The sequence below is a fragment of the Aestuariibius violaceus genome (genome assembly GCF_040779325.2).
GTDB lineage: Bacteria > Pseudomonadota > Alphaproteobacteria > Rhodobacterales > Rhodobacteraceae > Aestuariibius > Aestuariibius violaceus.
The window spans coordinates 39,439-63,551 of record NZ_JBFONT020000010.1; the positions used below are offsets into that span (position 1 = coordinate 39,439).

Annotated in this window: 25 protein-coding genes; 14 read left to right on the forward strand and 11 right to left on the reverse strand. The window is 65.6% G+C overall.

What is annotated here, in order from left to right; genetic code table 11:
• Positions 1 to 11: 11 nt before the first annotated feature.
• Positions 12 to 995, reverse strand: a complete 984-nt coding sequence (locus AADZ90_RS19550; protein WP_367310989.1) for a substrate-binding domain-containing protein — start codon at positions 993 to 995, stop codon at positions 12 to 14.
• A gap of 169 nt (positions 996 to 1,164) precedes the next feature.
• On the opposite strand from AADZ90_RS19550, the gene AADZ90_RS19555 reads away from it, so the two are divergent.
• From AADZ90_RS19555 to AADZ90_RS19585, 7 genes are all read left to right on the forward strand, one after another.
• Positions 1,165 to 2,172, forward strand: a complete 1,008-nt coding sequence (locus AADZ90_RS19555; protein ID WP_367310990.1) for a substrate-binding domain-containing protein — start codon at positions 1,165 to 1,167, stop codon at positions 2,170 to 2,172.
• 109 nt (positions 2,173 to 2,281) lie between these two features.
• Positions 2,282 to 2,755, forward strand: coding sequence for an ATP-dependent zinc protease family protein (locus AADZ90_RS19560; RefSeq protein ID WP_367310991.1), 474 nt, complete (start codon positions 2,282 to 2,284; stop codon positions 2,753 to 2,755).
• Between the two features lie 15 nt (positions 2,756 to 2,770).
• Complete coding sequence (gene rimK, locus AADZ90_RS19565) at positions 2,771 to 3,676, forward strand: 30S ribosomal protein S6--L-glutamate ligase (protein WP_367310992.1); 906 nt, start codon at positions 2,771 to 2,773, stop codon at positions 3,674 to 3,676.
• Positions 3,676 to 4,719 carry a succinylglutamate desuccinylase/aspartoacylase family protein gene (locus AADZ90_RS19570; protein ID WP_367310993.1) on the forward strand — a complete coding sequence of 348 codons (1,044 nt, stop codon included), beginning with the start codon at positions 3,676 to 3,678 and terminating at the stop codon, positions 4,717 to 4,719. The genes rimK and AADZ90_RS19570 overlap by 1 nt, the downstream gene beginning before the upstream one ends.
• A 181-nt stretch (positions 4,720 to 4,900) precedes the next feature.
• The gene (locus AADZ90_RS19575) at positions 4,901 to 6,745 is read left to right on the forward strand and encodes a protein-arginine deiminase family protein (RefSeq protein WP_367310994.1); all 1,845 of its coding nucleotides are present in this window, start codon (positions 4,901 to 4,903) and stop codon (positions 6,743 to 6,745) included.
• Positions 6,736 to 7,461, forward strand: coding sequence for a hypothetical protein (locus tag AADZ90_RS19580; protein WP_367310995.1), 726 nt, complete (start codon positions 6,736 to 6,738; stop codon positions 7,459 to 7,461). Before AADZ90_RS19575 ends, AADZ90_RS19580 begins: the two co-directional genes overlap by 10 nt.
• Positions 7,462 to 8,331, forward strand: a complete 870-nt coding sequence (locus tag AADZ90_RS19585; protein ID WP_367310996.1) for a DUF4123 domain-containing protein — start codon at positions 7,462 to 7,464, stop codon at positions 8,329 to 8,331.
• A 5-nt stretch (positions 8,332 to 8,336) separates the two neighbouring features.
• On the opposite strand, the gene AADZ90_RS19590 is transcribed toward AADZ90_RS19585, so the two are convergent.
• Both AADZ90_RS19590 and AADZ90_RS19595 read right to left on the reverse strand, forming a co-directional pair.
• Positions 8,337 to 8,783: a c-type cytochrome gene (locus tag AADZ90_RS19590; protein ID WP_367310997.1), complete on the reverse strand. Its 447-nt coding sequence runs from the start codon at positions 8,781 to 8,783 to the stop codon at positions 8,337 to 8,339.
• Complete coding sequence (locus AADZ90_RS19595; RefSeq protein WP_411997108.1) at positions 8,780 to 11,227, reverse strand: heavy metal translocating P-type ATPase; 2,448 nt, start codon at positions 11,225 to 11,227, stop codon at positions 8,780 to 8,782. The genes AADZ90_RS19590 and AADZ90_RS19595 overlap by 4 nt, the downstream gene beginning before the upstream one ends.
• A gap of 93 nt (positions 11,228 to 11,320) precedes the next feature.
• Between AADZ90_RS19595 and cueR the strand changes: the two genes are divergently transcribed.
• Positions 11,321 to 11,716 carry a Cu(I)-responsive transcriptional regulator gene (gene cueR / locus AADZ90_RS19600; protein WP_367310999.1) on the forward strand — a complete coding sequence of 132 codons (396 nt, stop codon included), beginning with the start codon at positions 11,321 to 11,323 and terminating at the stop codon, positions 11,714 to 11,716.
• Positions 11,717 to 11,980: 264 nt separating this feature from the next.
• Here cueR and AADZ90_RS19605 read toward each other — a convergent pair whose 3' ends face one another.
• The 3 genes from AADZ90_RS19605 to AADZ90_RS19615 are packed head-to-tail and all read right to left on the reverse strand — an operon-like array spanning position 11,981 to position 13,507.
• A complete protein-coding gene (locus AADZ90_RS19605) occupies positions 11,981 to 12,595 on the reverse strand; it encodes an SCO family protein (protein WP_411997109.1) in 615 nt (204 codons plus the stop codon).
• A 10-nt stretch (positions 12,596 to 12,605) separates the two neighbouring features.
• Positions 12,606 to 13,103, reverse strand: coding sequence for a copper chaperone PCu(A)C (locus AADZ90_RS19610; protein WP_367311000.1), 498 nt, complete (start codon positions 13,101 to 13,103; stop codon positions 12,606 to 12,608).
• A gap of 59 nt (positions 13,104 to 13,162) precedes the next feature.
• A complete protein-coding gene (locus tag AADZ90_RS19615) occupies positions 13,163 to 13,507 on the reverse strand; it encodes a hypothetical protein (protein WP_367311001.1) in 345 nt (114 codons plus the stop codon).
• A gap of 242 nt (positions 13,508 to 13,749) precedes the next feature.
• Between AADZ90_RS19615 and AADZ90_RS19620 the strand changes: the two genes are divergently transcribed.
• The 4 genes from AADZ90_RS19620 (at position 13,750) to AADZ90_RS19635 (ending at position 16,856) form a co-directional block, all read left to right on the forward strand.
• Positions 13,750 to 14,424: an ABC transporter ATP-binding protein gene (locus AADZ90_RS19620; protein WP_367311002.1), complete on the forward strand. Its 675-nt coding sequence runs from the start codon at positions 13,750 to 13,752 to the stop codon at positions 14,422 to 14,424.
• Positions 14,417 to 15,721 carry an FtsX-like permease family protein gene (locus AADZ90_RS19625; protein ID WP_367311003.1) on the forward strand — a complete coding sequence of 435 codons (1,305 nt, stop codon included), beginning with the start codon at positions 14,417 to 14,419 and terminating at the stop codon, positions 15,719 to 15,721. Before AADZ90_RS19620 ends, AADZ90_RS19625 begins: the two co-directional genes overlap by 8 nt.
• Positions 15,722 to 15,849: 128 nt before the next feature.
• Positions 15,850 to 16,167, forward strand: a complete 318-nt coding sequence (locus tag AADZ90_RS19630; protein WP_367311004.1) for an arginine transporter — start codon at positions 15,850 to 15,852, stop codon at positions 16,165 to 16,167.
• Positions 16,164 to 16,856, forward strand: a complete 693-nt coding sequence (locus tag AADZ90_RS19635; RefSeq protein ID WP_367311005.1) for an NAD-dependent deacylase — start codon at positions 16,164 to 16,166, stop codon at positions 16,854 to 16,856. Before AADZ90_RS19630 ends, AADZ90_RS19635 begins: the two co-directional genes overlap by 4 nt.
• Before the next feature lie 10 nt (positions 16,857 to 16,866).
• Here AADZ90_RS19635 and AADZ90_RS19640 read toward each other — a convergent pair whose 3' ends face one another.
• Positions 16,867 to 18,006 (reverse strand): lysozyme inhibitor LprI family protein, encoded by a 1,140-nt coding sequence (locus AADZ90_RS19640; RefSeq protein ID WP_367311006.1) that lies wholly within the window; start codon positions 18,004 to 18,006, stop codon positions 16,867 to 16,869.
• A gap of 261 nt (positions 18,007 to 18,267) precedes the next feature.
• Complete coding sequence (locus AADZ90_RS19645; RefSeq protein ID WP_411997110.1) at positions 18,268 to 20,196, reverse strand: hypothetical protein; 1,929 nt, start codon at positions 20,194 to 20,196, stop codon at positions 18,268 to 18,270.
• 33 nt (positions 20,197 to 20,229) lie between these two features.
• Between AADZ90_RS19645 and AADZ90_RS19650 the strand changes: the two genes are divergently transcribed.
• Positions 20,230 to 20,889, forward strand: coding sequence for a response regulator transcription factor (locus tag AADZ90_RS19650; RefSeq protein ID WP_367311008.1), 660 nt, complete (start codon positions 20,230 to 20,232; stop codon positions 20,887 to 20,889).
• Positions 20,889 to 22,238, forward strand: a complete 1,350-nt coding sequence (locus AADZ90_RS19655) for an ATP-binding protein (RefSeq protein ID WP_367311009.1) — start codon at positions 20,889 to 20,891, stop codon at positions 22,236 to 22,238. The genes AADZ90_RS19650 and AADZ90_RS19655 overlap by 1 nt, the downstream gene beginning before the upstream one ends.
• Positions 22,239 to 22,255: 17 nt before the next feature.
• Here AADZ90_RS19655 and AADZ90_RS19660 read toward each other — a convergent pair whose 3' ends face one another.
• From AADZ90_RS19660 to meaB, 3 genes are all read right to left on the reverse strand, one after another.
• On the reverse strand, positions 22,256 to 22,486 hold the full coding sequence (locus AADZ90_RS19660) for a hypothetical protein (protein WP_367311010.1): 231 nt from the start codon (positions 22,484 to 22,486) through the stop codon (positions 22,256 to 22,258).
• 221 nt (positions 22,487 to 22,707) lie between these two features.
• Positions 22,708 to 22,989 (reverse strand): 50S ribosomal protein L28, encoded by a 282-nt coding sequence (rpmB, locus tag AADZ90_RS19665; protein WP_367311259.1) that lies wholly within the window; start codon positions 22,987 to 22,989, stop codon positions 22,708 to 22,710.
• 105 nt (positions 22,990 to 23,094) lie between these two features.
• Positions 23,095 to 24,087: a methylmalonyl Co-A mutase-associated GTPase MeaB gene (gene meaB, locus AADZ90_RS19670; protein WP_367311011.1), complete on the reverse strand. Its 993-nt coding sequence runs from the start codon at positions 24,085 to 24,087 to the stop codon at positions 23,095 to 23,097.
• Positions 24,088 to 24,113: the final 26 nt, after the last annotated feature.

The window sequence follows — 24,113 nt, forward strand, 5'->3', positions numbered from 1 at the left end:
CAAAGGTGATATCAGAGCCCTTTCGCGGCCAGATCGTCCACGGTCTCTTTGTTGATCTCCAGCAGGTTGTCCGTGATGATGTTGCGCGTCGCCGCATCGGGCTGGACGACGCCCAGACCCTCGATCTCGGTCCCGTCGGTGATCTCTTCGCCGTTGACCAGCATCTCGCCCAGCGTCACGAAGACCCGCCCCGCCTCTGCCGGGTTCCACATGAACCCGCCCGAGATGACGTCCTCTTTCAGCAGCTTCTGGCCCTGACCGGGCGAAAACGGCCCCATCACATGGACCTGCCCGCCAAGGCGACGCTCCTCGATCGCGCGGCCCGCACCGATGGGCCCTTGACTGCCGAAGGCGAGGAAACCGCGCAGATCCGGGTTCGCCGCGATCAGGTCAAGCGCGGTCGACCGGCTGTCATCGACGCTTTCCGCCACGCCGTAGCGGTCGCCCACCGGCTGAAGCTTGTCCGCGCAGTTCTCTTCGATCCACGCGATGCCGGCATCGGCCCAGGCATTGTGCAGCGGCACGGTAAGTGAGCCTACATAGACGGCATAGGTCCCCGGCTCTTCCGTCTTCTCGCACAGCAGCTGCGCATGGGCCTCTCCGAACCCGTCGGCCGAGGCCAGTTCGAAGTTCCAGTCGACATTCTCGAGGCCGGGCCCCTCATGGGCGATCACCTTGATGCCCGCCTCCATCGCCTTCTGCAGAACCGGCTCCAGCGCGGCCTCGTCGTTCGGCACAACGCCGATCACGTCGACACCCTTGGCAATGAGGTCCTCGATAGCGCGCACCTGCAGCGCCGGGTCGGCCGAGGTCGGCCCGATCATCTCGGCGCTGACGCCAAGCTCCGCGGCGCGCTCGGCAATCCCCTCCTCCATGGCGTTGAACCAGGGAATGCCGCCGATCTTGACGACGATACCCATCGTGGTTTCGGCATTGGCGGTGCCCGCACAGGCCACGAGTGCGACCGCAGCGGTCGCGTTCAGAAGCTTCTTCATCTTTTCCTCCCTTGCGCGGCGCTTTAGCACCGCTTCGCCTTCCGGCCCGTTTGGGGCCGGGGATCGATTCGCCCTCGAAAGGCTTGCTCAATCGATGTAGCAAGGCTAGGCAGAACCCAAAAACCAGTCAAGCGGCGCTTGGGGCAATGACCTTGAGCGATATTGTCTCATGAAGTCAGGGCAGAAGAGCACGATCTACGACATCGCGCAGAAGGCGGGGTCGTCGCCGTCCGCCGTCTCTGCCGCCTTGAACGGCAAGTGGAAGCAACGGCGCCTGAAGCCCGAAACGGTGGAGCGGATCAAGCGCGTCGCGCGGGAGGAAGGCTATACCGCCAACCTGCAGGCCCGCGGCCTACGGAAAGCTGAATCCGGGCTGGCGGGCATGGTCCTGCCCGATCACGAAAACCGGTTCTTCGCCGAACTCAGCCAGCAATTCGCGCGAGAGGCCCATGCCCGCGGCCTTTGCCCCGCGATCGTCCATGCGGGCCGCGATGCAGAAGCGCAGCTGACCTCGGTCGACAGCCTGATCGCTTATTCGGTCGACCTCCTGGTGATCGCCGGGGCGACCAGATCGCCGGAATTGGCCCAGGCCTGCCGCAGCGCGAACGTGCCGCATGTCTTCGTCGACCACCCCTGCGCCGAGGCGCCCTCGGTCGTAACCGACAATACCGGCGGCGCCTCCGTGCTGGCGAAAACCCTCCTCGAAGACATGCCGCAGCCGGAGGAGAGCGATCCGGCAACATGGCTCTACTTTCTGGGCGGCGAGCGGCACTTGCCCGCCTCGGCAGAGCGCATTCAGGGCTTCCGCCAGCAATGCGACGCGGCGGATGCTTTCTTCAGCGACGACCAGATCCTCGCCTGCGGCTACGGAAGCGCCCAGGCCGAACAGGCGCTCTCCGCCCTGCATCAGCGGCTCGGGCGGCTGCCTGCAGGTCTGTTCGTCAACTCCATCGACTGTTTCGAAGGAGTGCTGAGCGTCCTCTCGCACCTGCCCGAAACCGAACTCGCCCGATCCACCTTCGGCTGCTACGACTACGACCCCTTCGCCGCCTTCTCGCGCTTTCCGCTGCGCATGATCCGCCAGCGCGCCGACCTCATGGTCGAAGAGGCGTTCCGCCAGCTCGACGCCGGAACCGCCGGGCCCAGGCTGATCCAGGTCAGCCCGGAACTGGTCTGACGACGACAACCCAATCTTTGCGAGGCCGCTGTTGCGGTCAGGCTGCCGTTCTGCGCTATCCTGTCAGCCAAGCCGGGCCTTGCGCCCTCATGAGGCTCTCGCTTCCGCTATGAACGACGCCAAAGACCAAAAGCCGAAACCGGCGCGGGAACTCACCGTGATCGGCTGGATGGAAATGATCGACCTGCCCGATCTCGGGTTGGAAGATCTGAAGACCAAGATCGACACCGGCGCGCGCACCTCCGCGCTGCACGCGACCGATATCCGCACCTTCACCCGCGACGGTGCACCCTGGATCGCCTTCATGGCGGATTCGGGCCACGGCCTGTGCGACAGGCCGATCGAGGCACCGATCCACGAACAGCGCGAGATCAAGAACACCTCCGGCATCCCGGAAGAACGCTACATCATCCGCACCAAGATGGGGCTCGGAAAGCGGCGCTGGACGATCGACCTGTCGCTCAGCGACCGCACCAACATGACGTTTCCGATGATCGTCGGCCGCGCCGCGCTCAAGAACCACGCTATCGCCGTGCACACCCGGCGGGCCTACCTCGTGACCGACCGGCCCGAGAAAACCTAGGGAAAGGACTTTTCCATGAAGATCGCCATGCTCGCCCGCAATGCCAGCCTCTATTCCCACCGGCGTCTCAAGGAAGCGGCCGAGGAACGGGGTCACGAACTCGACATCATCGACACCCTGCGCTGCTACATGAACATCGCCTCGCGCCGGCCCGAGATCTATTACAACGGCGAAAAGCTGAAAGGCTACGATGCGGTCATCCCCCGCATCGGCGCCTCGGTCACGTTCTACGGCACTGCGGTGCTGCGCCAGTTCGAGATGATGGGCGTCTACCCCCTCAATGAAAGCGTCGCCATCGGCCGCTCGCGCGACAAGCTGCGCTCGATGCAGCTTCTGGCCCGCGACGGGATCGGCCTGCCGGTTACCACCTTCGCCCACGACGCCAAGCAGACCGAAGAAGTGCTCAAGATGGCGGGCGGCGCGCCGCTCGTCATCAAGCTCTTGGAAGGGACCCAGGGCCTCGGCGTCGTCCTCGCCGATACCGACCGCTCCGCCAAATCGGTGATCGAGGCGTTTCGCGCCACGAACACCAACATCCTGATCCAGGAATTCATCAAAGAGGCCGGCGGCACCGACATCCGGGCCATCGTGATCGGCGGTAAGGTCGTGGCCGCCATGAAGCGCACGGGCGCCGAAGGCGAATTCCGCTCGAACCTGCACCGCGGCGGCTCCGCCCAGGTCGTCAAGCTCAGCACCGAAGAACGCGCGACCGCCGTCCGCGCGGCCAAATCCATGGGGCTCAACGCCTGCGGCGTCGACATGCTGCGCGCCAACCACGGACCGGTCATCATGGAGGTGAACTCCTCCCCCGGCCTCGAAGGGGTGGAAAAGGCATCCGGCCTCGATATCGCGGGCAAGATGATCGAATACCTCGAAAAGAACGCCAAGCCCGGCGCGACGAAGACCAAGGGCAAGGGTTGATGCCGAACCGCACGGCCTTCGCCATCGGGGCGGAGGAGATCGAACCGGGTACGCGGCGCACCATCGACCTGCCGGTCAGCGTCCTGTCCGACCACACGCCGGTCAACATGTCGGTCCACGTCGTCCACGGGCGGCGCGCCGGGCCGGTGATCTTCGTCAGCGCGGGCATCCACGGGGACGAGGTGATCGGGGTCGAAATCATCCGGCGGCTCCTGCGCACCCCCTCGCTCAAGTCGTTGCGCGGCACGCTGATCGCGATCCCCATCGTCAACGCTTTCGGCTTCATCAGCCGCTCCCGCTACCTGCCCGACCGGCGGGACCTCAACCGGGTCTTCCCGGGCGGCAAGACCGGTCCGCTGGCCTCCCGCCTCGCCCACCTCTTCGTGGAAGAGATCGTGGCCAAATCCGACCTCGGCATCGACCTGCATTCCGCCGCGATCCACCGCACGAATTACCCCCAGATCCGCATCTCCCCCGACAGCCCCGAGATGGAGGCGCTGGCGACCGTCTTCGGCGCCCCGATCGTCATCGAATCCCCGCTGCGTGAAGGGTCCCTGCGCCAGGCGGCCAAGGATGCGGGCAGGGACGTTCTGCTCTACGAGGCGGGCGAGGGGCTGCGCTTCGACGAAGTGTCGGTCCGCGCCGGCCTCGCGGGCATCCTGCGGGTGATGAACCACCTCGACATGATCCCGGCCAAGGGCGTCTCGCGTGCCAAGGCCGAGCCGCAATTCTGCAAATCCAGCAAATGGCTCCGCGCCCCCATCGGCGGCCTCCTGCGCGTCTTCCGCGCGGACGGGGACCTCGTGCGCAAGGGCGACATCCTCGCCGCCGTCTCCGACCCGTTCGGCGAGCAGGAGGAAACCGTCACAGCCCCCTTCAGCGGCATCGTCATCGGCCGCGCTGTCATGCCCGTCGTCAACGAAGGCGACGCCGTCTTCCACCTCGGCCGCGTCCGGTCCTTCGCCAAGGCAGGCGACGCGGTGGACGATCTCAACAGCCAATTGGAAGACGATCCAATGTTCTACGAGGACGAGATCATTTGACGGCAGCGCCCCGTCCAGACGGCCGGACAGGATGACTGCAGCGCCTTCAAAAAAACTCAATCGTAACCTTGTCTCGCCTGTTCGAAGGGGTAGGGCTGCACTCACGAAAAAGGCTCGACACCAGGGCCAAAGGCACGATAATGCGACGAGTTTTTGAACCAAATCTATTCAGGACGTTGATTTGAGCGCGGCAGATACCAACCCAGCAGGCGAAGCGCTGCCCAGCGGCATCTGCATGCCCTGCAGCATCGTTAACATCCATGTCGACGCCGATCGTGACGGAACCGTTGACGACCAACCCGGCGGCGCCGCATGGACCCCGGGCCAGACGGGGCGTGGCGCGATCATCTGCGTCAACTGCGATAACGATGACGGCAAGGGAAATGCAAACGCGATCGACAATGTCGACACGGCCGATGCAACGATAAACGGCGGCACGGATCTGCGGGAAATCGCACCGCTCGACCTCCGCAAACGGTCCGAGCTGCCTCTCGAAAACGCCCGGGTGGTGCTATCGGTCGAGACCGCGCCACTGGAGTTTCGCAACTTCATCCGCATCTTCGACGGCCGCGCGGCTGGCTCATCCGAGATCATCGGCCCCGGAACCGCCGCCGAAAAGGTCTTCACCCAAGCCGATTTCGGTGAAGCCGGCCGGATCGAACTGGGGATGGAGGCCCTCCGCTTCCCCAGCCGCCCCGTCGGCGGCGCCGGCGTGAACTTCGACGGCTATATCCGGCTCAACCTGCGCGTGGAGGCGACTGACGGCACCGCCATCCACCGCGAAACTGTCCCGGTTCGTGTGGCCCCGTGGATCGTGTTCAACCATACAGATGTGACCGAGAAGGTCTATGTGGCTGAGATTACAACGGGACATCCAGATTACGACAACGACAAAGTCTTCATTCCTGCGTTGGAGGCTATCGTCGGTGGCAAGCTGCAAAAGATCCCTTACTCAGAAACCCAAGCTGACAGGTGGGTTCAGGACATTATGGAGCCCGGCTACAGCAGCCTGCCCGGCGACCACGATCTGGTCAGCGTTGTCCGAACACCTAACCTGCGCGACCAAGCGCGCGCAAACGCGGACTGGGACTACTTCGGCAAGTACCCGGGCAGAGGATTGCTTGGACCCGACTACGGATACTATGAAACAAATGTTCCGGAAGAAAACTCAAGCCTCGACTCTTTTGGAAATCTTGAGTGCTCTCCCCCGATCCCCGGCCACCCCTTTGGACGCATCGTATACGGTGAGCCAGCCACGAAGGCGGGCTTGGACCCGAGCTCTGCTCATCAACCAATGAAGCAAGAGATGCGCAGTCTTCTTGAAGGGCAAAATCTGCAATCTCCCATTCGTCTCGATACAGGATGGCTTGTTGTTGGCCACGTCGATGAATTCATGAGTTTCATTCCGGATCCATCAGGAACGCATGGATTCAAGGTTGCGTTTGCGAGCCCAGCTCTCGCGGAGCAACTCGTACGTGCTGCTCATGCCGCGAACAGGCGATCTAAGCTCTTTCAAGGAATAAAGAACAACGACGGTAGGGTCATGCCCGTTTCTGGTCTAAGAGGGCTATACTCCAACTATGACAAGGCAAGAAAGATACTTGCTGACCAGGATTTCTTGGATACGCAGACCCGCGTTCAACAGATTTTAGACTCGCAGAAAGCTATCCTAAAACGAGACTTGGGATTGGCTGATTCAGACTTCGTAGATCTCCCGATACTGTTTCAAGAACCGGATCCGGCAGGGGCGCCTGGTTTCCACATTGCACTTACCGCCGGTTCGGTGAACATGCTTGTCGTTACAAATTCACCCTCAAACGTAGATCTTGTTATTCCAAAACCGTTTGGGCCGGAAGTCGGTGGCGTCTGTCAATTCGAACAGGCAATTCGCACCGCCTTTGGTAGTAACTCGATTGTTACGCCACATTTTGTTGATTGCTTCATGACGTACCATCTTCTTGCGGGCGAGATTCACTGCGGGACGAATACCAAGCGCATACCACCTGCGCGAAAGTGGTGGGTGTAGCCAATGGTGAACAAACATTGGAAGGACAGCAGATGGACTTTCGAAAAGTATGGCAACTTCTTTGCTTGTTCGGCTTTTTCATCCTTGGGACAGCAGCTTGCACACAAACGGAACAGGGGGTTGCCCCAATGATCGAAGACGAGATCAGAGAACTTTCCGCCCTCAAGGGTTCCGACTACACGACGCGCAGGGATGCCTTTCTCGCCTCCGCTCCGCAGCTGCCGGAATACCCATATGAGCTTGCCGACCAGGATCCACGCTATCGGGCGCAATACCTGATCCTCCGGGGGTGGCAGCAAAGCCCAGACGTCTATCGAGAAGTGCAGGAGCGGATCGAAAGCACAGATGCCGAATTCATGGGAAGAAGCGCTGCGGGCTTTTTTCCCCTCTGGAACGGCTCCCGCGGCTTGTCGGCCAGCAAGTGGCGCTACGATGGCCTCGCATTCGCCTGGGAGGACATCCTGAAGTTCAGCGAGACCAAACCAAGATGGCAGATCAGCAATAGCCTGTTCATCATCGAGGGCTTCCCACATGAGGACTCCATCGACCCGTTGTTAATCGCAATGCATCTGGAGAACGACCGCTCAGCCTATGCACGGCGTCTTACCGTCTTGAGCAAAATGCCCAAACCAGCCCTTGAGGACCGCCTTGAGATCGACCGGAACTTCTACACCCACGTCCGGCCCATCCTGAACGAGGCTCTGGGCCGGAACTAGATGACGGATGCCGAACCTGTCCTGAGCGTCGAGGCGCTCGAGATCCCGCCGCTTCCCCCGCAGGCGGACCTCCCGTTCTGGGCAAAGGACTGGATCGTCCCGGAACTGCACGACCTTCTCTTCGGCGATCCCGCCCCGCGCACCTATCTCGTTGTCGATGCCACCCTGCGCAGCAACGTCACCGGGCTTTTCGATCTCGATACCGTCGATGTTCCGATCCGCTGCCTGTTCCAGGGCGCGGCAGAGGTCCAGTTCGCCGAAAGCGCCCCCTACCTGATCGACCTCACACGCCCCGACGACGCGGTGCCGGATTTCCACCGGGATTTCTTCCCCAATCACTGGGACAAGGGCACCGGCATCCTGCTGACGACCGACGCCACGATGGACGAGCTTTGGCGGCATCTGCGCAAGTTCACCAAATCCCATAGCGAAGAGGGCCCGCACCGCTTCTTCCGCTTCTGGGAGCCGAATGTCACCCGCGACTATTTCGAAGCGGTGGCCCGGATGCCCTCCCGCGCCAAGGACCTGTTCCAGCTGAAGACCGGAAAATGGATCGGCCGGATCGTCAGCTATGCGCGGGCCGTGGACCAGGCCTGCCAGGTCGTCCCCGACCGGAACCTGATCGGGCAGGCTGTCTATTCCGGCGGGCCGTTCCGGCTCACGGCGGAGGAGGAGGCCGCACTGCTCAAAGGTGTGCTGCGCGGTCACGCCAAGGCGCTCGAGCTCAAGATCACGGACGACGCGGCACAGGTCCCGCCCATGGAACGCGAGAGAGTGGTCTTGGACACCGTGCTTGACCATCACCGGGCGGGCATCCGCGATCTGGGCCGGATCCGTGCCGAGGCACTGGCGCGGCTACAGGCGGGCTAGGGCCGCTACCGCCCGGTCTCGTCCTGCGCCGTCACCTGGGCCTGATGGGCGCGTTCGCGTTCGGGCCACTGGGTCTTGATCCATTCCAGCACGTCGCGCAGCTCGGCCTCGGAATAGGTCTCGCCGAAGCCCGGCATGTTGCTCTGATACCCGCGGCCCACCACCGCCGCCGTCCCCCGCATCGTGATGTCGAGCAGGACGCGGTCGGCATGGTGCCACGTATGGCCGGTCTCGTCATGGGGCGGGGCGGGCAGGCGGCCGTCGGGCCCCCGCATCCGCCAGTCGGGCTCTCCCTCCAGATCGGCACCGTGGCACGACGCGCAGGCCTCGGCATAGATCGCCGCGCCCCGCGCCAGATCGGGAACATAGCCTCCGCGCCCGTCGCCCGCCGCCAGCCAGACCCCCGCCCCGGCCAGCACCATGACAGCCGCGCCAAGCACCGCACCCCTCACAGCTTCACCTTCCGCAGCCGCAGGGAGTTCCCGATGACCGACACCGACGACAGGCTCATCGCCGCCGCCGCGATCATCGGCGACAGAAGCACCCCGAAGATGGGATAGAGGATGCCCGCCGCCACTGGCACGCCCGCGCTGTTATAGACGAAGGCGAAGAACAGGTTCTGCTTGATGTTCCGCATCGTCGCCTGCGCCAGATGACGCGCCCGCACGATCCCCCGCAGATCGCCCTTTACCAGCGTCACGCCCGCGCTTTCCACGGCGACATCGGCGCCGGTGCCCATCGCGATCCCCACGTCCGCCGCCGCGAGTGCTGGGGCGTCGTTCACCCCGTCGCCCGCCATGGCGACGGCATGACCCTCGGCTTTCAATTCACCGACCAGCGCCGCCTTGTCTTCGGGAGAGACCTCTGCCCGCACCTCATCGATTTCCAGCACCCGCGCGACCGCCTGCGCCGTGCCGCGGCTGTCGCCGGTCGCCATCACGATCCGCAAGCCGGCCTCCTGCAAGTCGCGGATCGCGCCCGCCGTCGTCTCCTTGATCCGGTCCTGCACCGCGACGATCCCGGCCAGCTGCCCGCCCACGGCCAGCAGCATCGCCGTCTTCCCGGCCTCCTGCAGTTCCGCGACCTGCCCCTCGACCGCAGACAGATCCACGCCGAGATCGGCCATCAGCGCCGCGTTGCCAAGCGCCACGCTCTGCCCGTCGACCGCGCCGCGCACGCCCTCGCCAGTCACCGCCTCGAACTCGCCTGCCTCCAGCCGGGCCGCCCCGCGTTCCTCGGCGCCCGACAGGATCGCCTCGGCCAGCGGATGCTCCGACCCGCGCTCCAGCGCCGCGGCCAGGGCCAGCACCCGCTCCTCCGAAGCCTCCCCAACGGCCACGAAATCCGTCAAACTCGGCCGCCCCTCCGTCAGCGTCCCGGTCTTGTCCAGCACCAGCACGTCGACCTTCGCGAACCGCTCCAAAGCCTCCGCATCGCGGATCAGCACACCGGCCTGCGCCCCGCGCCCCGTGGCCACCATGATCGACATCGGCGTCGCCAGACCCAACGCGCAGGGGCAGGCGATGATCAGCACGCTCACCGCCGCCACGACCGCATAGCCCAAGGCAGGCACCGGCCCGACGACCAGCCACACGAGAAATGCCAAAGCCGCGATCCCGATCACCGTCGGCACGAAATAGCCAGCCACCCGGTCCGCCAGCGCCTGGATCGGCGCGCGCGACCGCTGGGCCGCCGCCACCATGGCGACGATCCGCGACAGCACCGTGTCGCTGCCCACCGCCTGCGCCTCCATTACGAAAGAGCCCGTCTTGTTCAGCGTCCCGCCCGTCACCGCGTCGCCTTCCGCCTTCTCGACCGGCACCGGCTCCCCGGTAATCATGCTCTCATCGACCGACGACCGCCCCTCGACGACCGCCCCGTCGACCGGCACCGCCTCTCCCGGCCGCACGCGCAGCCGGTCGCCCGTCTGCACCGCCTCCAGCGGCACGTCCTCCTCGCCCGCCTCTGTCACCCGCCGCGCCGTCTTGGGCGACAGGTCCATCAGCGCGCGGATCGCGTCGCCCGTCCGGTCGCGCGCCGTCAGCTCCATGACCTGACCGACCAGCACGAGGATCAGGATCACCGCCGCCGCCTCGAAATAAAGCGGCGGCCCATGCATTCCCTGCAGGCTGTCCGGAAAGATCCCCGGCACCAGCAGCGACACCAGGCTGAACCCGTAAGCCGCTCCGGTGCCGATCGCGATCAACGTCCACATGTTCAGGTTGCCCGTGACGATCGACGACCAGCCGCGTTTGAAGAAGGGCTGCGCGATCCACACGACCACCGGCGTCGCGAAAAGGAACTGCAGCCACCGCACCGTCTCGGCCCCGAACCAGTCCCCCCAGGGCACGCCCAGCATGCCCCCCATCTCCAGCGCCAGAACGGCCAGCGCCAGAGGCGCCCCGATCCACAGGCGGCGCCGGAAATCCACCAGTTCCGGGTTCGGCCCGGCATCGGCGCTGGGCATCATCGGCTCCAGCGCCATCCCGCAGATCGGGCAATCGCTTGGCCCCTCCCGCACGATCTCCGGGTCCATCGGGCAGGTATAAAGCGTCCCCTCCGGCATCGGCTCCGGCGCGGGCCGGTCGCCCAGATAGTCTTCCGGGGCCGCCTCGAACTTCTCCTGACAGCGGCCAGAGCAGAAATAGAACCGCTGGCCCTGATGCTTGGCCATGTGCCGCGCCGTGGCCCGGGTCACGCGCATCCCGCAAACGGGATCCTCCGCCTCAAGATAGGCGTCCGGATCCGCCTCGAACTTCGCCCGGCAGCCGTCGTGGCAGAAGTGGTAGACATGCCCCTCATGCTCCAGCCGAGGCTTCCCGGCATCCGGGTCGACACTCATCCCGCAAACCGGGTCTCGGGTGACGGTTTCGGGGGCTAGGGCGGTCTCGGCCATGGTCTGATCCTCCATCGACCGCAGATCTAGTCCTTCCAGTCACTGGAAGGTCAAGCCCGCATCCCCTACCTCTTCGGTGAAGGAGGCCCCACCATGAACATCTCCGACGCCGCCCGCACCAGCGGCCTGCCCGCCAAGACCATCCGCTATTACGAAGAGATCGGCCTGATCCGCCCCGCCCGCGGCCCCAACGGCTACCGCGACTTCAGCGATCAGGACGCGCACAAGCTCGCCTTCCTGGGCCGCGCGCGGTCCCTTGGCTTCTCGATCGAGGAATGCCGGACGCTCCTCTCCCTCTACGAGGATCGCGAGAGGGCCAGCGCCGATGTCCGCCAGATCGCCCGCGACCATCTGGGACGGATCACCCGCAAGATCGAGGAACTCCAGGCGCTCCACGGCATGCTGGAGGTGCTCGTCGCCCGCTGCCACGGCGACGACCGGCCCGATTGTCCGATCCTCGACGACCTCGCCGGGGCCGAGCCGGGCTGAAACGATTGTCCGCGGACCAAGGACAATTCCGGAAATCTCCGGAATCGTTTCCGCCCGTTGCGCAGGCCCCCTGCGTGCGGGCCGTTAACCGGCCAAATCCGGGCAAAAGTGTCCGACAGAATGCCGACGGAATGCCGACCGAACGCCGACACACCGCGGAGTTCTGAAAACACTGCCGTTAACGGCCGATTCGCGCTCAAGGGCCGTTTCCGCCGAAATCGTCGCCGCCCGCACCCCTTACGATCCGTTCAGACCTATGGCGGCCTAGCCCGCCGCGGCGGAAAAACAGGCCGTCGTCTGGGCGATCTGCTCGGCCGTCGCCTCCCGCCGGAAGAACTCCACGAAGCCGTGTTCGGGCAGCACCAGGTACGTCTGTGTCGAGTGATCCACCAGGTAATAGGGATCGTCCGCAGGCTCGGCCCGGTAATAGGTCCGATAGGCCCGGCTCGCCGCCGCCACCTGCTCTTCGCTGCCTGTCAGGCCGATCATGTCGTCGTGGAAGACGTCGGTGAAATCGCGCACCACCTCCGGCGTATCCCGTTGAGGATCCACGGAAATGAACACGGCCTGCGCATCGACGCCCTGTTCCTCCAGCAGATAGATCGCCTCCGCATTCCGCGCGGAATCCAGCGGGCAGACATCCGGGCAGAACGTGTAGCCGAAGTAAACCAGCGACGGCTTGGTGATGACATCCGCATCCGTCACCGTCTCGCCGGTCTCGCTCACCAGTTCGAACGGCCCGCCGATATCGCCGCCTGCCACGGCCGACCCGGTGCATTGCGCGAATTGCTCGTCCACGGTGGGACGCATCAACCATGCGGCCCCCGTGATCGCGGCAAGCGTCCCGACGCCTACCGCCACAAGAAGAAGGGATTTCATCGCGTCCTCCTCAATTTCCGTGTCCGGAATGGTCCATGTCGCCATGGCCGGAATGGTCCATCCCCTCGCCCATTCGGGCCTCGACGTTGAAGATCACCTCGACCTCGCCGGCCTCTTCGAAGGTCAGAGTGACAGGGATTTCCTCACCGATTTCAAAGGGATCGCCGTTCAGCCCCATGAACATCACATGCAGCCCGCCGGGCTCCAGCGTCACGGTCTCGCCCGCCGGGATCTCGATCCCATCTTCCTGTTCAGCCATCCGCATCACGCCGTCCTCCTCAAAGCTTCGGTGAAGCTCCACGCGGGGGAAATCGGCACGCGCCGCGACCAGGCGATCGGCAGTGTCGCCGGTATTGGTGATCGCCATATAGCCACCGCCCGCCATCGCCGTCGGCGCGCTTTCGAAGATGAAGGGATGGTCGATCGTCAGATCGCCTGCGGTAAATTCATGCGCCATTGCCAGCGACGGAAGACCGGCCAGAACGGCCACGCTAAGGATATGTTTCATTGGTGTTTCTCCGGGTCGGCGGCACTCCGAAGCCGCCTGTCAGTTCATGTCGGTGAGTGTCAGACGTGAACGGCTCCCGGCGGCGCGCGTGCCGCGAAGGCCCGATCAGGACGGCGCTCGACCGCGGCTGCCGCGTTCCAAAGACGCTCCACCACGCGGCCCGGCGCCACCAGGCCCGGCACCACCTCCGGCACCAGCGCCTCGCCCACCAGCCGGCAGGCCTCACAGCCCCGATCCTGATGCGCGGGCCCGTCGCCGCAGATGTCAGAAAAATCTCCGCCGCCAAGGACATAGGCCGCAATCCGCGCCTCGTCCTCAGCCGCGGCCAACCGATGCCCGCCGCCCAAAGCGGCCAAGGCCACGGCGACGAGGCAGACGATCAGGCGGGACGCAATCAGGCGCATGACCCCCACATATCCCCGGCCCGATCCCGGCGCCAGTCCGCGCAACGCGTCAAAACGCCCGAAACGTGCCGATATCAACGGGTTGCATTCTGCCGCCAAAGGCTCTTCCCTTTGCTATAATATAACATTGAGGGAGAGCCCGAATGCGCCGCCAAAATCCGATTGCGGACGTTAAAGTTTTCTTCGGACTTGCCCGCTATTGTTCGGCCGAATCGCCAGCATTCACCGCGCGCGCCTGACCCATGGGCCTGGCGCTGACGATCGAGGGCCTGACGGTCCGGGGCGATGACGGGCGCACGCTGCTCGATATCCCGTCCTTTTCCATGGCGGGGGGAGAGGCGCTTGCCATCCGCGGCCCCTCCGGCGCGGGCAAGACAACGTTCCTGATGGCGCTCGCCGGGCTTGTCCCCTGCAGCGGTCGGCTCCTCTGGGGCGACACCGACATTGCCGCGCTTTCGGATGCCGCTCGCGCCCGCCTGCGGCGCGACACGCTCGGCCTCGTGTTCCAGGACCCCAACCTGTTCGAGGAACTCGGCCCCCTCGACAACGCCGCCCTCGCCGCCAGCTTCGGCCCGCGCAACACCCGCGCAACACTCAGAACCCGCGCAGAAAGCCTGCTCGACCGCTTCGGCATCAAGGCCGACAATCGTGCCGCAGGCAGCCATTCCGGCGGTGAACGCCAGCGCATCGCCGTCGCCCGCGCTCTGGCCACGAACCCCCTTGTTTTACTGGCCGATGAACCCACGGCGAGCCTCGACCGCGCCACCGGTGAGGCCCTGATCGAGGATCTCTTTACCGAGGCCTCCACCGCAGGCCGCACCCTCGTCGCCGTCAGCCATGACGAGGCGCTGCTGGCCCGCGCGCCCCGCGTCATCACCCTCATCGGCGGCCGCATCGCCGAGGCCGCCCGTGCGTGACCTCTGGCGCGACCTGCCGGTACTGACGCAGGATTTGTTAATCCTCGCAGGCCTCCTTATCCCCTTGATCCTCATCGGATTTATCCTCACCCGCGGCACCCGCCCCTGGACCATCGCTCGCGGCATCCTGCGCGCCTATCCCGGCGTCTCCGCCGTCTTCGTGGCCCTCATCGCCGTCTCCATCGCCGTCGGCACCGCGATCCTCGCGCAGGAACGCGGCCTGCGCATCGGCAGCGCCCAGGCCGCCGATCCCTTCACTTTGATCGTGGCGGCCCCCGGCAGCGACATCACCGCCATGCTCGCCGCCGTTTACCTGCAGCCCTCCGCCATCGAGCTGCTCGACGGCGCCGCCTACGACCGCATCGCCTCGCACGAGCGCGTGACCATCGCCGCCCCCATCGCCTTCGGCGACAGCTGGGAGGGGCACCCGGTCGTCGGCACCATCGCCCCCTTCGTTAATCATTTGACAGGAGATCTCGCCGAAGGTCGCATCTTCCAGACCTCGGAAGAGGCCATCGCGGGCGCCTTTGTCCCCATCGGGATCGGCGAGGCTTTCGAACCCGCCCACGGCCACGGCGCCGAGGCCGAAGACGGCGCCCATGCCGGGTTCGAATACACCGTCACCGGCCGCATGGCGCCCACTGGCAGCCCGTGGGACAAGGCGATCCTTGTCCCTGTCGAGGGCGTCTGGCAGGTCCACGGCCTCGCCGACGGCCATGCAGAGCCGGGGCGCATCGGCCCCCCCTTCGTGCCGGAGCTCTTCCCCGGCACGCCGGCGGTTCTGGTCGTTCCCGACACGCCCTTCGCCGCCTATCCGCTCAGGTCGGAATTCACCGACAGCACGATGATGGGCATCCTCCCCGGCGCCGTCCTCTCCCGCCTGCACGGCCTGCTCGGAGATGTCCGGCAAGCGCTTTCCATCATGGCAACGGCCAGTCAGGCCCTCGTCGCGACAGGCGTCATGGCGGGCCTCTTCATCCTCACCCGCCTGCTGGGCCGCCGCCTCGCCCTCCTGCGCGCCCTCGGCGCCCCGCGCCGCTTTGCCGTCGCTGTGCTCTGGACCCATGCGATGGGCCTGATCGTCGCGGGCGCGCTGATCGGCCTCGCCCTGGGCTGGATCGCGGCCCGCATCCTCGGCCAGGTCCTCACCGGCATGACCGACATCGCCATCGATGCGCCGCTCGGCTGGGGCGAGGTTCACCTGACCGCCGTCTTCCTCAGCCTCGCGGGGTTCATCGCGCTTCTTCCCGCCTGGCTCGGAACGCGGCGGATCCGCATCACCGATCTGCGCGCCTGATCCGTACCGCATGGACGAATCACCCCGACGCCACACATAATTCCGCACGAAGGCAACAGGCGGGACAGACCGGCAAACGGCACCCGCGCAAGACGGTACAGGCAAACCCTTTCGAAAGGATGCGAGCGGTGCGTTCCTCCCTTATCGCGTTGACGATTCTCCTCACACTTGCGGCTTGCGGCGGCAGCCGCGTCTCCGGAAATATCGGCCAGGCCTGCGCGACCTCCGACCGGCGCGCGGCCAACCCCGAGCTTTGTCGCTGCGTGCAAAGCGCCGCCGACCGCTCGCTCAGCCGGTCCGAGCAGCGTCGCGCGGCGGAATTCTTCACCAACCCACAGCTCGCCCAGGACACCCGCCAGTCCGACAACCCAAGAGACGAGGAATTCTGGCAGCGTTACCGCCAGTTCCTCGACACGGCCGAGGCGAGCTGCCGCTCCTACGCGTGACCGACCGGATCGTCATCCTGACGGGCGCGGGTCTCTCCGCGGAAAGCGGCCTCGACACGTTTCGGTCAGCCGGCGGCGTCTGGAGCCAGGTGCGGCTGGAAGACGTCGCCACGCCAGAGGCGTTCGCCCGCGACCCGGCCCGCGTTCACGCCTTCTACAACGCCCGCAGGCAGGGCGCCGCGGCGGTGGACCCCAACGCCGCCCACAAGGCCTTGGCCCGCCTGCAAAAGAACCACCCCGGCGCGGTGACCATCGTCACCCAGAACGTCGACAGCCTGCACGAAGCGGCCGGCGCCCAGGTCATCCATATGCACGGCCAGCTCGACCAGGCGCTCTGCGCCGCCTGCAACCACCGCTGGCCCGCGCCGATCGAGATGCAGCCGCACCAAACCTGCCCCAATTGCGGCCAACAGACGACCCGCCCCGACATCGTCTGGTTCGGCGAAATCCCCTACCATATGGAGCGGATCGACGCGGTGTTGTCCGACGCCACCCTCTTCGCAGCCATCGGCACCTCTGGTCAGGTCTACCCCGCCGCCGGCTTCGTCGAGATCGCCGCCGCCGCAGGCGCCCGCACCATCGAGCTGACGCTGGAGCCCTCCGCCGTCAGCCAACTCTTCGACGAAACCGATCACCGCAAGGCCACCGAAGCCGTGCCTGCTTGGGTCGACCGGTTGCTCGCTGGATAGCAGGGGCCTCTCAGGGCCCGGTCAGATCGTCAAACCCCTGCTCCAACCGCCAGAGATCCAGAACTCTCTGTGCGGTTCGTGCCCGCAGGCACGTCTGTCGCCACCGCTCTGCCGGGGCGCCTGTCGCCCCCGAAGCTGCCCCAAGACCGCAATCGGCATCCCGCATGGCGATCCATCCCCGTTGCGCAACGCGCAAGCCGTCCCGAAATGCCGCAGGCCGTGTCGGCGCCCGCAGCCTTGCGTAGACCTCGTTCAGCCTCTCATCCCAAACCGCATGATCCGCCTCGGCACAAAGGGCAATGCCAGAGGTCGTCGGTGCCTCCGCAGCGCAGTCGGCAAACCCGGTGAAGGACGCCATGCAGGTCGCAGCCTCCCGTCCGTTCCGGTCACAATAGGTCAGCCCGTTCCAGAAAGCGGCGGAGTCCTGATAAGCCTCGCGCGCGCGCAGATCATCGAATTTCGCCTCTTCGTAATGCCCGCAATAGGCATCGAGCATCGCCTCGCTTGCCAAGGTGTCCACCGGTGCCCGCGCATAACGTGGATGCGGCCGCAGCATCCCCGGCGCCGCGCTCATTTTGCAGAAGTCTCCGTCCGGATCCGTCGGCTCCACAGACATCTCGAACTGCGGAACCAGCGTGTTCCCGTCTAACGCAAAGAACTCGTATCCCCAGGCACAGCAACTCGACCGACCGCCAGAAACGATCAGACCGTCTACATCCCGGTAGGCCCAGTTGGACAACTCGCCGAGAGAGACAAACCTCTGCGTGTCGACGTCAAAGCGATGCATGTCGAAGGTGGAATTCACCATACCGGCGATCATCAGCATCCCCACATCCCGCCATCCGTCACCGTCGATATCCACGATCCAGGCCGGATACTCGAAACCGGTGAATGTCTGGGCGATACCGCTTCCGACCCTCGAAAGACGCCAGGAGGCCCCCTGATCCCCGTCCTCGAAAGGAATGTAGTCCAGGTAGAACGTCTCTCCGAAATCCGTCCACTCGTATCTGCAAGCTGGTTCCGGACCGGGCTCCTCGGCTGAAAACGCCTTCCCGCCTTTATCGCAGGGCGGCAATGCGGATTCTGTATCGGCCAGGGCGTGAAATGGCAGCGCGGTAAAGCAGAGGGCCAGAATCAATCTCGACAGCATGCGGTATCTCCAATGCGGGAAAGATGGACCGTTCGGGTCCCCAACTCAATCGCGGCAGGCCCCAATGCTCCGAGAATCGGCGCCAGGCCGGTCCGTTGGGGCGATCAGGTCAGCTGCTGCCGCTCGGTGATCTCCTCTGCAATCGAAGAGCTGGGCATGGGCGACAGCAACGAAAAGGGGCGCTCCCCGCATGGAAAGCGCCCGAACCGATGAGGGTGCTGTTTCTTCGCAAAGTCCCCTTCGGACCCTTTCCTGAGTCGATTACTCTTCCGCGCCGCTCTCCTCTGCCGACTCTTCGTAGATCCCGAGCAACTTCTGGACGGCGATCTCGACCTCGTCCGTCACCTCCTTGTTGGCAGCCGCCTCCAAAGCGGCGCGCTGGGTCTCGGGCTGGGTCTCCAGCCGCTCCTCCAGATCGGCGACCGTTGCTTCGGCCTCGGCATAGTCTTCGGCGGCGTCGCGTTCTTCGGTCAGTCCGGCGATCTCTTCATCCACGGCGTCGATCTGCGCTTCGGTTTCGGCGATCCGGCTTTCAATCTCCGCATCGCTGCCGTCTGCATCCTCGAGCCGCTGTTCCAGATCGGCAAGCTGGTCATCCAGCGCCGTCCGCTCATCCGCCGCCGAGGTCAGTGCGTCGTCGATCTCACCGATCGGGCGGTCCGGCGGGTCAAGGCTGTCGAGCGCATCGCGGGCCGCGGCCAGGTCGGCCTCCAGCTCACGCCCCCCCAGAACGGCCTCGGCATAGGCATTGATCCGGCCGACCCGCGAATTGGGGGAGGCATTGGCCCGCGCCGTTGCCGACGCGTTCGCCGCGTTCAGTGCCCCCAGTTCGGACGGATGGACGCCCAGCTCCTGGGCCATCCGGTTGCCCCGTCCGACACCCCGGTGCACCGGGCGCGGGACCTCGCCGCTGGGGGCCGCCTCGGTCGGCGCCGTGCTTCGGCGGGCGGGCTGGTTACTGGCACGGGCGGGCCGCGCCTGCTGCCGATTCGGCTGGGCGGTTGCGGTTTCCCTCCGGTCCACGCCAAGAATCCGGTCGAGGAAGTTGTTGCCGTTCCCGCGACCGGCCGAACGGTTGGCGCCGCCGCGCCGATCCGATGCGTGGGCGCCGCCGCGCCGGTCAGAGGAGGCACCGCGGCCATTTCCGCCGCCATTGCCGCGATTGTCGGCCCCGTGGCCGCCGCCGTTGCCACCCCCGTTGCCGTTTCCACCCCCGTTTCCATTACCACCACCATTGCCTTTGCCCTCTTTCGCCCACGCGATATCGGGAGCAAAGGCGAGCGTGGCGACGGCAGTGCCGCCCAGCAGCGCGAGGGAAAGGGTTGTCGCCTTGAGCAGGGAAGACGCCAGTTTCATTTCGAAATACTCCAGTCCAAGCCCGCGGCGATATCGCCGGGACGGGTTGCGTATTCCGTCCAGTCTGGCAGGTCTGCGTGAACGAGGGCGGAACCGGCCATTCATCTTCGGTTCAAGTGCGACGAGGTAACTATGATCCTGATGAATGCGCGGAACACCATGATCGGGATCCTGTGCGCCGGGCTTTTTGCGTCTTCGGCCGAGGCCCAGATGCGCGAGATCGGCCAGGCAGAGTTGCGCTCCGGCGTCCAAACCGGGCAGGTGCTCAGCCTGTCGCGCGTATTGTCCATCGTCGATGCCCGCGTCGATGGTGAACTGATCGACGTGCGCGCCTTCGAGGGCGGCGGCGTCTATTATCGCGTGCTTCTGAAACGCTCGAACGGACAGCTCGTCGCCGCGATTCTTGATGCCAGGTCTGGACAGTTCATGAGCTCGAATTCGACGGCCGGCCGGCAGGTGATGGAGGCCGCCAAGACAGGCGGCAATCGCGGCAGCCTCGTCAGCAGCACTGTGAGGGCTGGAAATTCCGGCAACCAGGGAAATGGGGGCGGAGGCGGAAACAACGGCAACAACGGTGGCGGCAACGGCGGCGGAAACAACGGCAATAACGGCGGTGGGAACGGTGGCGGAAGTGGCGGCGGCGGCGGGAACGGTGGCGGAAATGGCGGCGGCGGTGGCAACGGTGGCGGAAATGGCGGCGGCGGTGGCAACGGTGGCGGAAATGGCGGCGGCGGTGGCAACGGTGGCGGAAATGGCGGCGGCAACGGTGGTGGCGGCGGAAATGGTGGCGGGAACGGCGGCGGAAAGGGCCGCAAGTAGCGCCAAAATCGCCATGATATGGTCCTGAACGACACCTATCCCCGCAGCATGAGGATTCTTGTTGCGGAAGACGACGCGGCGTTGAGATCGCAGATCAAGTCCGCCCTCTCGGAAGAGGGGCGGGCCGTCGACACTGCCGCCGACGGGGAAGAGGCGATGTTTCTCGGCTCGACCGAACCCTACGACCTCGTCATCCTCGATATCGGCCTGCCGGAACGCGATGGGATCTCGGTCCTCAAGCATTGGCGCAAGAACGACGTGAAGACCCCCGTCATCATCCTCACCGCCCGCGACGGCTGGTCCGACCGCGTGGACGGCCTCGATGCCGGCGCCGACGATTACCTGACCAAGCCCTTCCACATGCCAGAGCTTTCTGCCCGGATCCGCGCGATGCTGCGCCGGCAGGCGGGCCGCTCCGACCCGGTCTTCGAGAAGGGGACGGTGATCTTCGACACCCGCACCAACCGCGTCCTGAAGGATGGGATGCCGGTCAGCCTCACGGCGGGCGAACTCGCCGTCCTGTCCTATCTCCTGCACAATGTCGGCCGGTCGGTATCGCGGACCGAGCTGTCCGAACATATCTACGAATATGACGGTGATCGCGACTCCAACACCATCGCCGTCTTCATCAACCGGCTGCGGAAAAAGCTCGGGCCTGACCTGATCGAAACGTCGCGCGGCCAGGGCTACATGATCGCCGCGGACTGATGCGCTCTCTCCAGAGACGGGCGATCATGGGCGGTCTGGTCTGGACCGTGATCGCCGTGGCGATCGGCAGCCTCGCGCTCTTCTCGATCTTCGAAGCGATCGCCCAGCGCCGGTTCGACGCCGCCTTGCAGGACCGCCATCTTCAGGTGGTCGCGGCCCTTGGCAATGCGGGATCGGGCGAAGCGGCAGAGCGGTTCCTGACCGATCCGGCCTACAACCGCCCCTATTCCGGCCGCTACTGGCAGATCGACGGGGCAGGGGGCGTGCTTGCCTCCCGGTCGCTCTTCGATTTCCAGTTCGCGCTTCCCGACGAGGTACCCGGCGATTACCACCAATGGTCGGGTAGGGGGCCGAACGGGCCGGTGCGCGGCGCGCGGCAGGTGATCACGCTGGATGACGGGTCGGTCTGGACGGTGTCGGTCGCCGAAAGCCTGTCGGCCCTGATCGGTGAGCGGCGCGAGGTTCGGCGCAATGTGGCGATCGCCTTCGGGTTGGTGGGCGCATTGATGATCCTAGGGGCGGCGCTCCAGACCTCGATCATCCTTCGGCCCATCCGCAAGCTGCGCGAGGATGTCGTCCATCGCTGGGATGCGGGCAAGGCGCTCGAGGCCGACGACTACCCCTCCGAAGTCGCCCCGCTGGTCGAGGACATCAACGCGCTGCTCAGGCGCAATCGGGAGATCGTGGATCGCGGACGCCGCCAGGCCGCCGATCTGGCCCATGCGCTGAAGACGCCGTCGGCGGTGCTGCGGAACGGGCTCGAAGGGCTCGGGCAGGCGACCGACGTGGCCGAACCGATGGCGGCGCTCGACCGGATCGACGCGCAGATCGGGCGGTCGCTGGCGCGGATCCGGGCCGAAAGCGCCTCCAAAGGCGTGAACCTGCGGACTGATCTTGAAACGGCCATCGCCCGGCTCGAGCGTCTCTTCAGAACCATGCCAGACACGCGGGAGACGGCGCTTGCCGTTGATGTCACGGGCGAAATCGTGGTCCCCGTCGACCAGCAGGACCTCGAGGAAATGCTGGGCAACGTCTTGGAAAACGCATTCAAATGGGCCGCTGGCCGGGTCTCTCTCGCAGCCTATGTGCAGGACCGGTCGGCGGTGATCGAGATCGAGGATGACGGCCCGGGGATCGCGCGCCGCAAGCGGGATCTGGCGCTCGCGCCTGGCGCGCGGCTCGACACCACTGTGCCGGGCACGGGCCTTGGCCTTGCCATCACCCACGATCTGGCACAGGCCTATGGCGGCACGCTGCAACTCGAAAGATCCGAGCGGCTGGGCGGTCTGAAAGTCGTTATCGGGTTGCCGCTGACGATCGCCGGTCTGGCCATTCTTGCCGAGGGGTAGGTCCCGGCGCGCCTGGATCAGGCCTTCGCGACCCGTTCGGCGGTGACGAACAGGCGTTCGATCGTATCGTCGATGGCCTGGAAAGGGATCACCTGACACTCGTTCTTTGCGGCGACATCCCCGCTGCAGTCGCGAGGGGGAAGGACATGGCCGGTCGTAGAGGGCTGCGGAGTGGCACCGGCAGAAGCAGACCGCCGCGCCTTGCGCGCCAGTAGTGCGATGGCGTTTCGCGGGCGATGTTCTTCCATACTGTCCTTCCCCTTCAATCCGCCCCGTCAATGCTCCAGCAAGCGTCTTCGGGGCGGGGCTTCGTGACTGCGAGAATCGTTCTCGCATAAGGGAGGTGAATTACCCGCGAACACTGCGTTAATCTTCCGTTCATGCTTTGCGGGGCAGCCGGTCCCGACCGGATGCGGCAAAGAAAAAGGGCCCCGAATCCGGAGCCCCTCGAAATCCGCCAAAGCTTGGCTCAGGCGGTCGCTTTGGCGATCTCTTTCTTCACCTTCAGCGCGGCAGACGACAGTTCGTCGTCCTTCGCACGCGCCATGAAGGCGTCCAGGCCGCCGCGGTGGTCCACCGTCCGCAGGGCGGCGGAGGAGACGCGGAACTTGAAGCTCCGGCCCAGCACGTCGGATTGCAGCGTGACGTCCTGCAGATTCGGCAGGAAACGGCGCTTGGTCTTGTTGTTGGCGTGGCTGACATTGTTGCCGGCCATCGGCCCTTTTCCGGTCAGTTCGCAGCGGCGCGACATCTCTTCATCCTCGAACGATTGAGGGGCCGCGCACACGATCGGGGCAGCCCGCATGAAAATCAGTTCGGCGCGCATAAGCCCATTCGGCCCGCCCGTCAACAGTCCTCACCCGGATTCCGTGCCACTCGCCCCCAGGATCGGCGCCAAAACCGCCTCCGCTGCCGCGGCGGGCGCGATCTCGCCCGCGCCGACGGCTTCTTCCAGCTCTTCCAGACGGGCGCGCAATGCGGCGTCCCCCGTCAACCGCTGCATCAGGCCGTGGCGCACCTCCTCGCGGAACCAGAACCGCGCCTGCCGGGCGCGCGCGGCGGCCCAATGGCCTTTGTCCCGGCGCCAGCGCGCCAGCGCCTCCATCTCGGCCCAGGCGCCCTCAAGCCCCGTCCCCTCGGCGGCAGAGACCGTCAAAGCCTTCGGAAACCCGTCCGGATCCTGCGGCCGCTTCCGCAAGAGCCGCAACGCCCCGGCATAATCCGCGCAGGTCCGCATTGCCTGCGCCTTCAGCGCTCCGTCCGCCTTGTTCACTAGGATCAAGTCCGCCATCTCCATGATGCCCCGCTTGACCCCCTGCAACTCGTCGCCCCCGGCAGGGGCCAGCAGCAACACGAAGAGATCGGCCATCTCGGCCACCATCGTCTCGGACTGCCCGACGCCCACCGTCTCGATCAGCACAACGTCGAACCCCGCCGCCTCGCAAAGCGCCACCGCCTCCCGCGTGCGCCGCGCGACGCCGCCAAGTTCCGTCTGCGACGGCGAGGGCCGGATGAAGGCCGCCGGATCGCGGCTCAGCCGCTCCATCCGCGTCTTGTCTCCTAAAATCGACCCGCCCGATCGCGCCGACGACGGATCGACGGCCAGCACCGCCACGCGCTTGCCAAGCCCCGTCAGCATCAGCCCGAACGCCTCGATGAAAGACGACTTGCCGACCCCCGGCGTGCCCGACAGCCCGATCCTGAGCGCCTCCCGGTCGCGCCCTAGAGCATCGAGCAGCATCACCGCCTGCGCCCGGTGATCGGCGCGCCCGCTTTCGATCAGCGTGATCGCCCGGGCCAGCGCCCGGCGGTCTCCGGCGCGGATGCGGTCAGGAAGGTCGTTGTCCATCCCGGGACTTTTGGAACCCCGCGCAC

What these genes read in the sequence shown, in the direction of transcription:
- AADZ90_RS19550 (WP_367310989.1), bottom strand. Translation starts at nt 995, where the DNA reads ATGAAGAAGCTTCTGAACGCGACCGCTGCGGTCGCACTCGTGGCCTGT.
- AADZ90_RS19555 (WP_367310990.1), top strand. Translation starts at nt 1,165, where the DNA reads ATGAAGTCAGGGCAGAAGAGCACGATCTACGACATCGCGCAGAAGGCG.
- AADZ90_RS19560 (WP_367310991.1), top strand. Translation starts at nt 2,282, where the DNA reads ATGAACGACGCCAAAGACCAAAAGCCGAAACCGGCGCGGGAACTCACC.
- rimK (WP_367310992.1), top strand. Translation starts at nt 2,771, where the DNA reads ATGAAGATCGCCATGCTCGCCCGCAATGCCAGCCTCTATTCCCACCGG.
- AADZ90_RS19570 (WP_367310993.1), top strand. Translation starts at nt 3,676, where the DNA reads ATGCCGAACCGCACGGCCTTCGCCATCGGGGCGGAGGAGATCGAACCG.
- AADZ90_RS19585 (WP_367310996.1), top strand. Translation starts at nt 7,462, where the DNA reads ATGACGGATGCCGAACCTGTCCTGAGCGTCGAGGCGCTCGAGATCCCG.
- AADZ90_RS19595 (WP_411997108.1), bottom strand. Translation starts at nt 11,227, where the DNA reads ATGGCCGAGACCGCCCTAGCCCCCGAAACCGTCACCCGAGACCCGGTT.
- cueR (WP_367310999.1), top strand. Translation starts at nt 11,321, where the DNA reads ATGAACATCTCCGACGCCGCCCGCACCAGCGGCCTGCCCGCCAAGACC.
- AADZ90_RS19605 (WP_411997109.1), bottom strand. Translation starts at nt 12,595, where the DNA reads ATGAAATCCCTTCTTCTTGTGGCGGTAGGCGTCGGGACGCTTGCCGCG.
- AADZ90_RS19610 (WP_367311000.1), bottom strand. Translation starts at nt 13,103, where the DNA reads ATGAAACATATCCTTAGCGTGGCCGTTCTGGCCGGTCTTCCGTCGCTG.
- AADZ90_RS19615 (WP_367311001.1), bottom strand. Translation starts at nt 13,507, where the DNA reads ATGCGCCTGATTGCGTCCCGCCTGATCGTCTGCCTCGTCGCCGTGGCC.
- AADZ90_RS19620 (WP_367311002.1), top strand. Translation starts at nt 13,750, where the DNA reads ATGGGCCTGGCGCTGACGATCGAGGGCCTGACGGTCCGGGGCGATGAC.
- AADZ90_RS19640 (WP_367311006.1), bottom strand. Translation starts at nt 18,006, where the DNA reads ATGCTGTCGAGATTGATTCTGGCCCTCTGCTTTACCGCGCTGCCATTT.
- AADZ90_RS19645 (WP_411997110.1), bottom strand. Translation starts at nt 20,196, where the DNA reads ATGGCGATTTTGGCGCTACTTGCGGCCCTTTCCGCCGCCGTTCCCGCC.
- AADZ90_RS19650 (WP_367311008.1), top strand. Translation starts at nt 20,230, where the DNA reads ATGAGGATTCTTGTTGCGGAAGACGACGCGGCGTTGAGATCGCAGATC.
- AADZ90_RS19655 (WP_367311009.1), top strand. Translation starts at nt 20,889, where the DNA reads ATGCGCTCTCTCCAGAGACGGGCGATCATGGGCGGTCTGGTCTGGACC.
- AADZ90_RS19660 (WP_367311010.1), bottom strand. Translation starts at nt 22,486, where the DNA reads ATGGAAGAACATCGCCCGCGAAACGCCATCGCACTACTGGCGCGCAAG.
- rpmB (WP_367311259.1), bottom strand. Translation starts at nt 22,989, where the DNA reads ATGTCGCGCCGCTGCGAACTGACCGGAAAAGGGCCGATGGCCGGCAAC.
- meaB (WP_367311011.1), bottom strand. Translation starts at nt 24,087, where the DNA reads ATGGACAACGACCTTCCTGACCGCATCCGCGCCGGAGACCGCCGGGCG.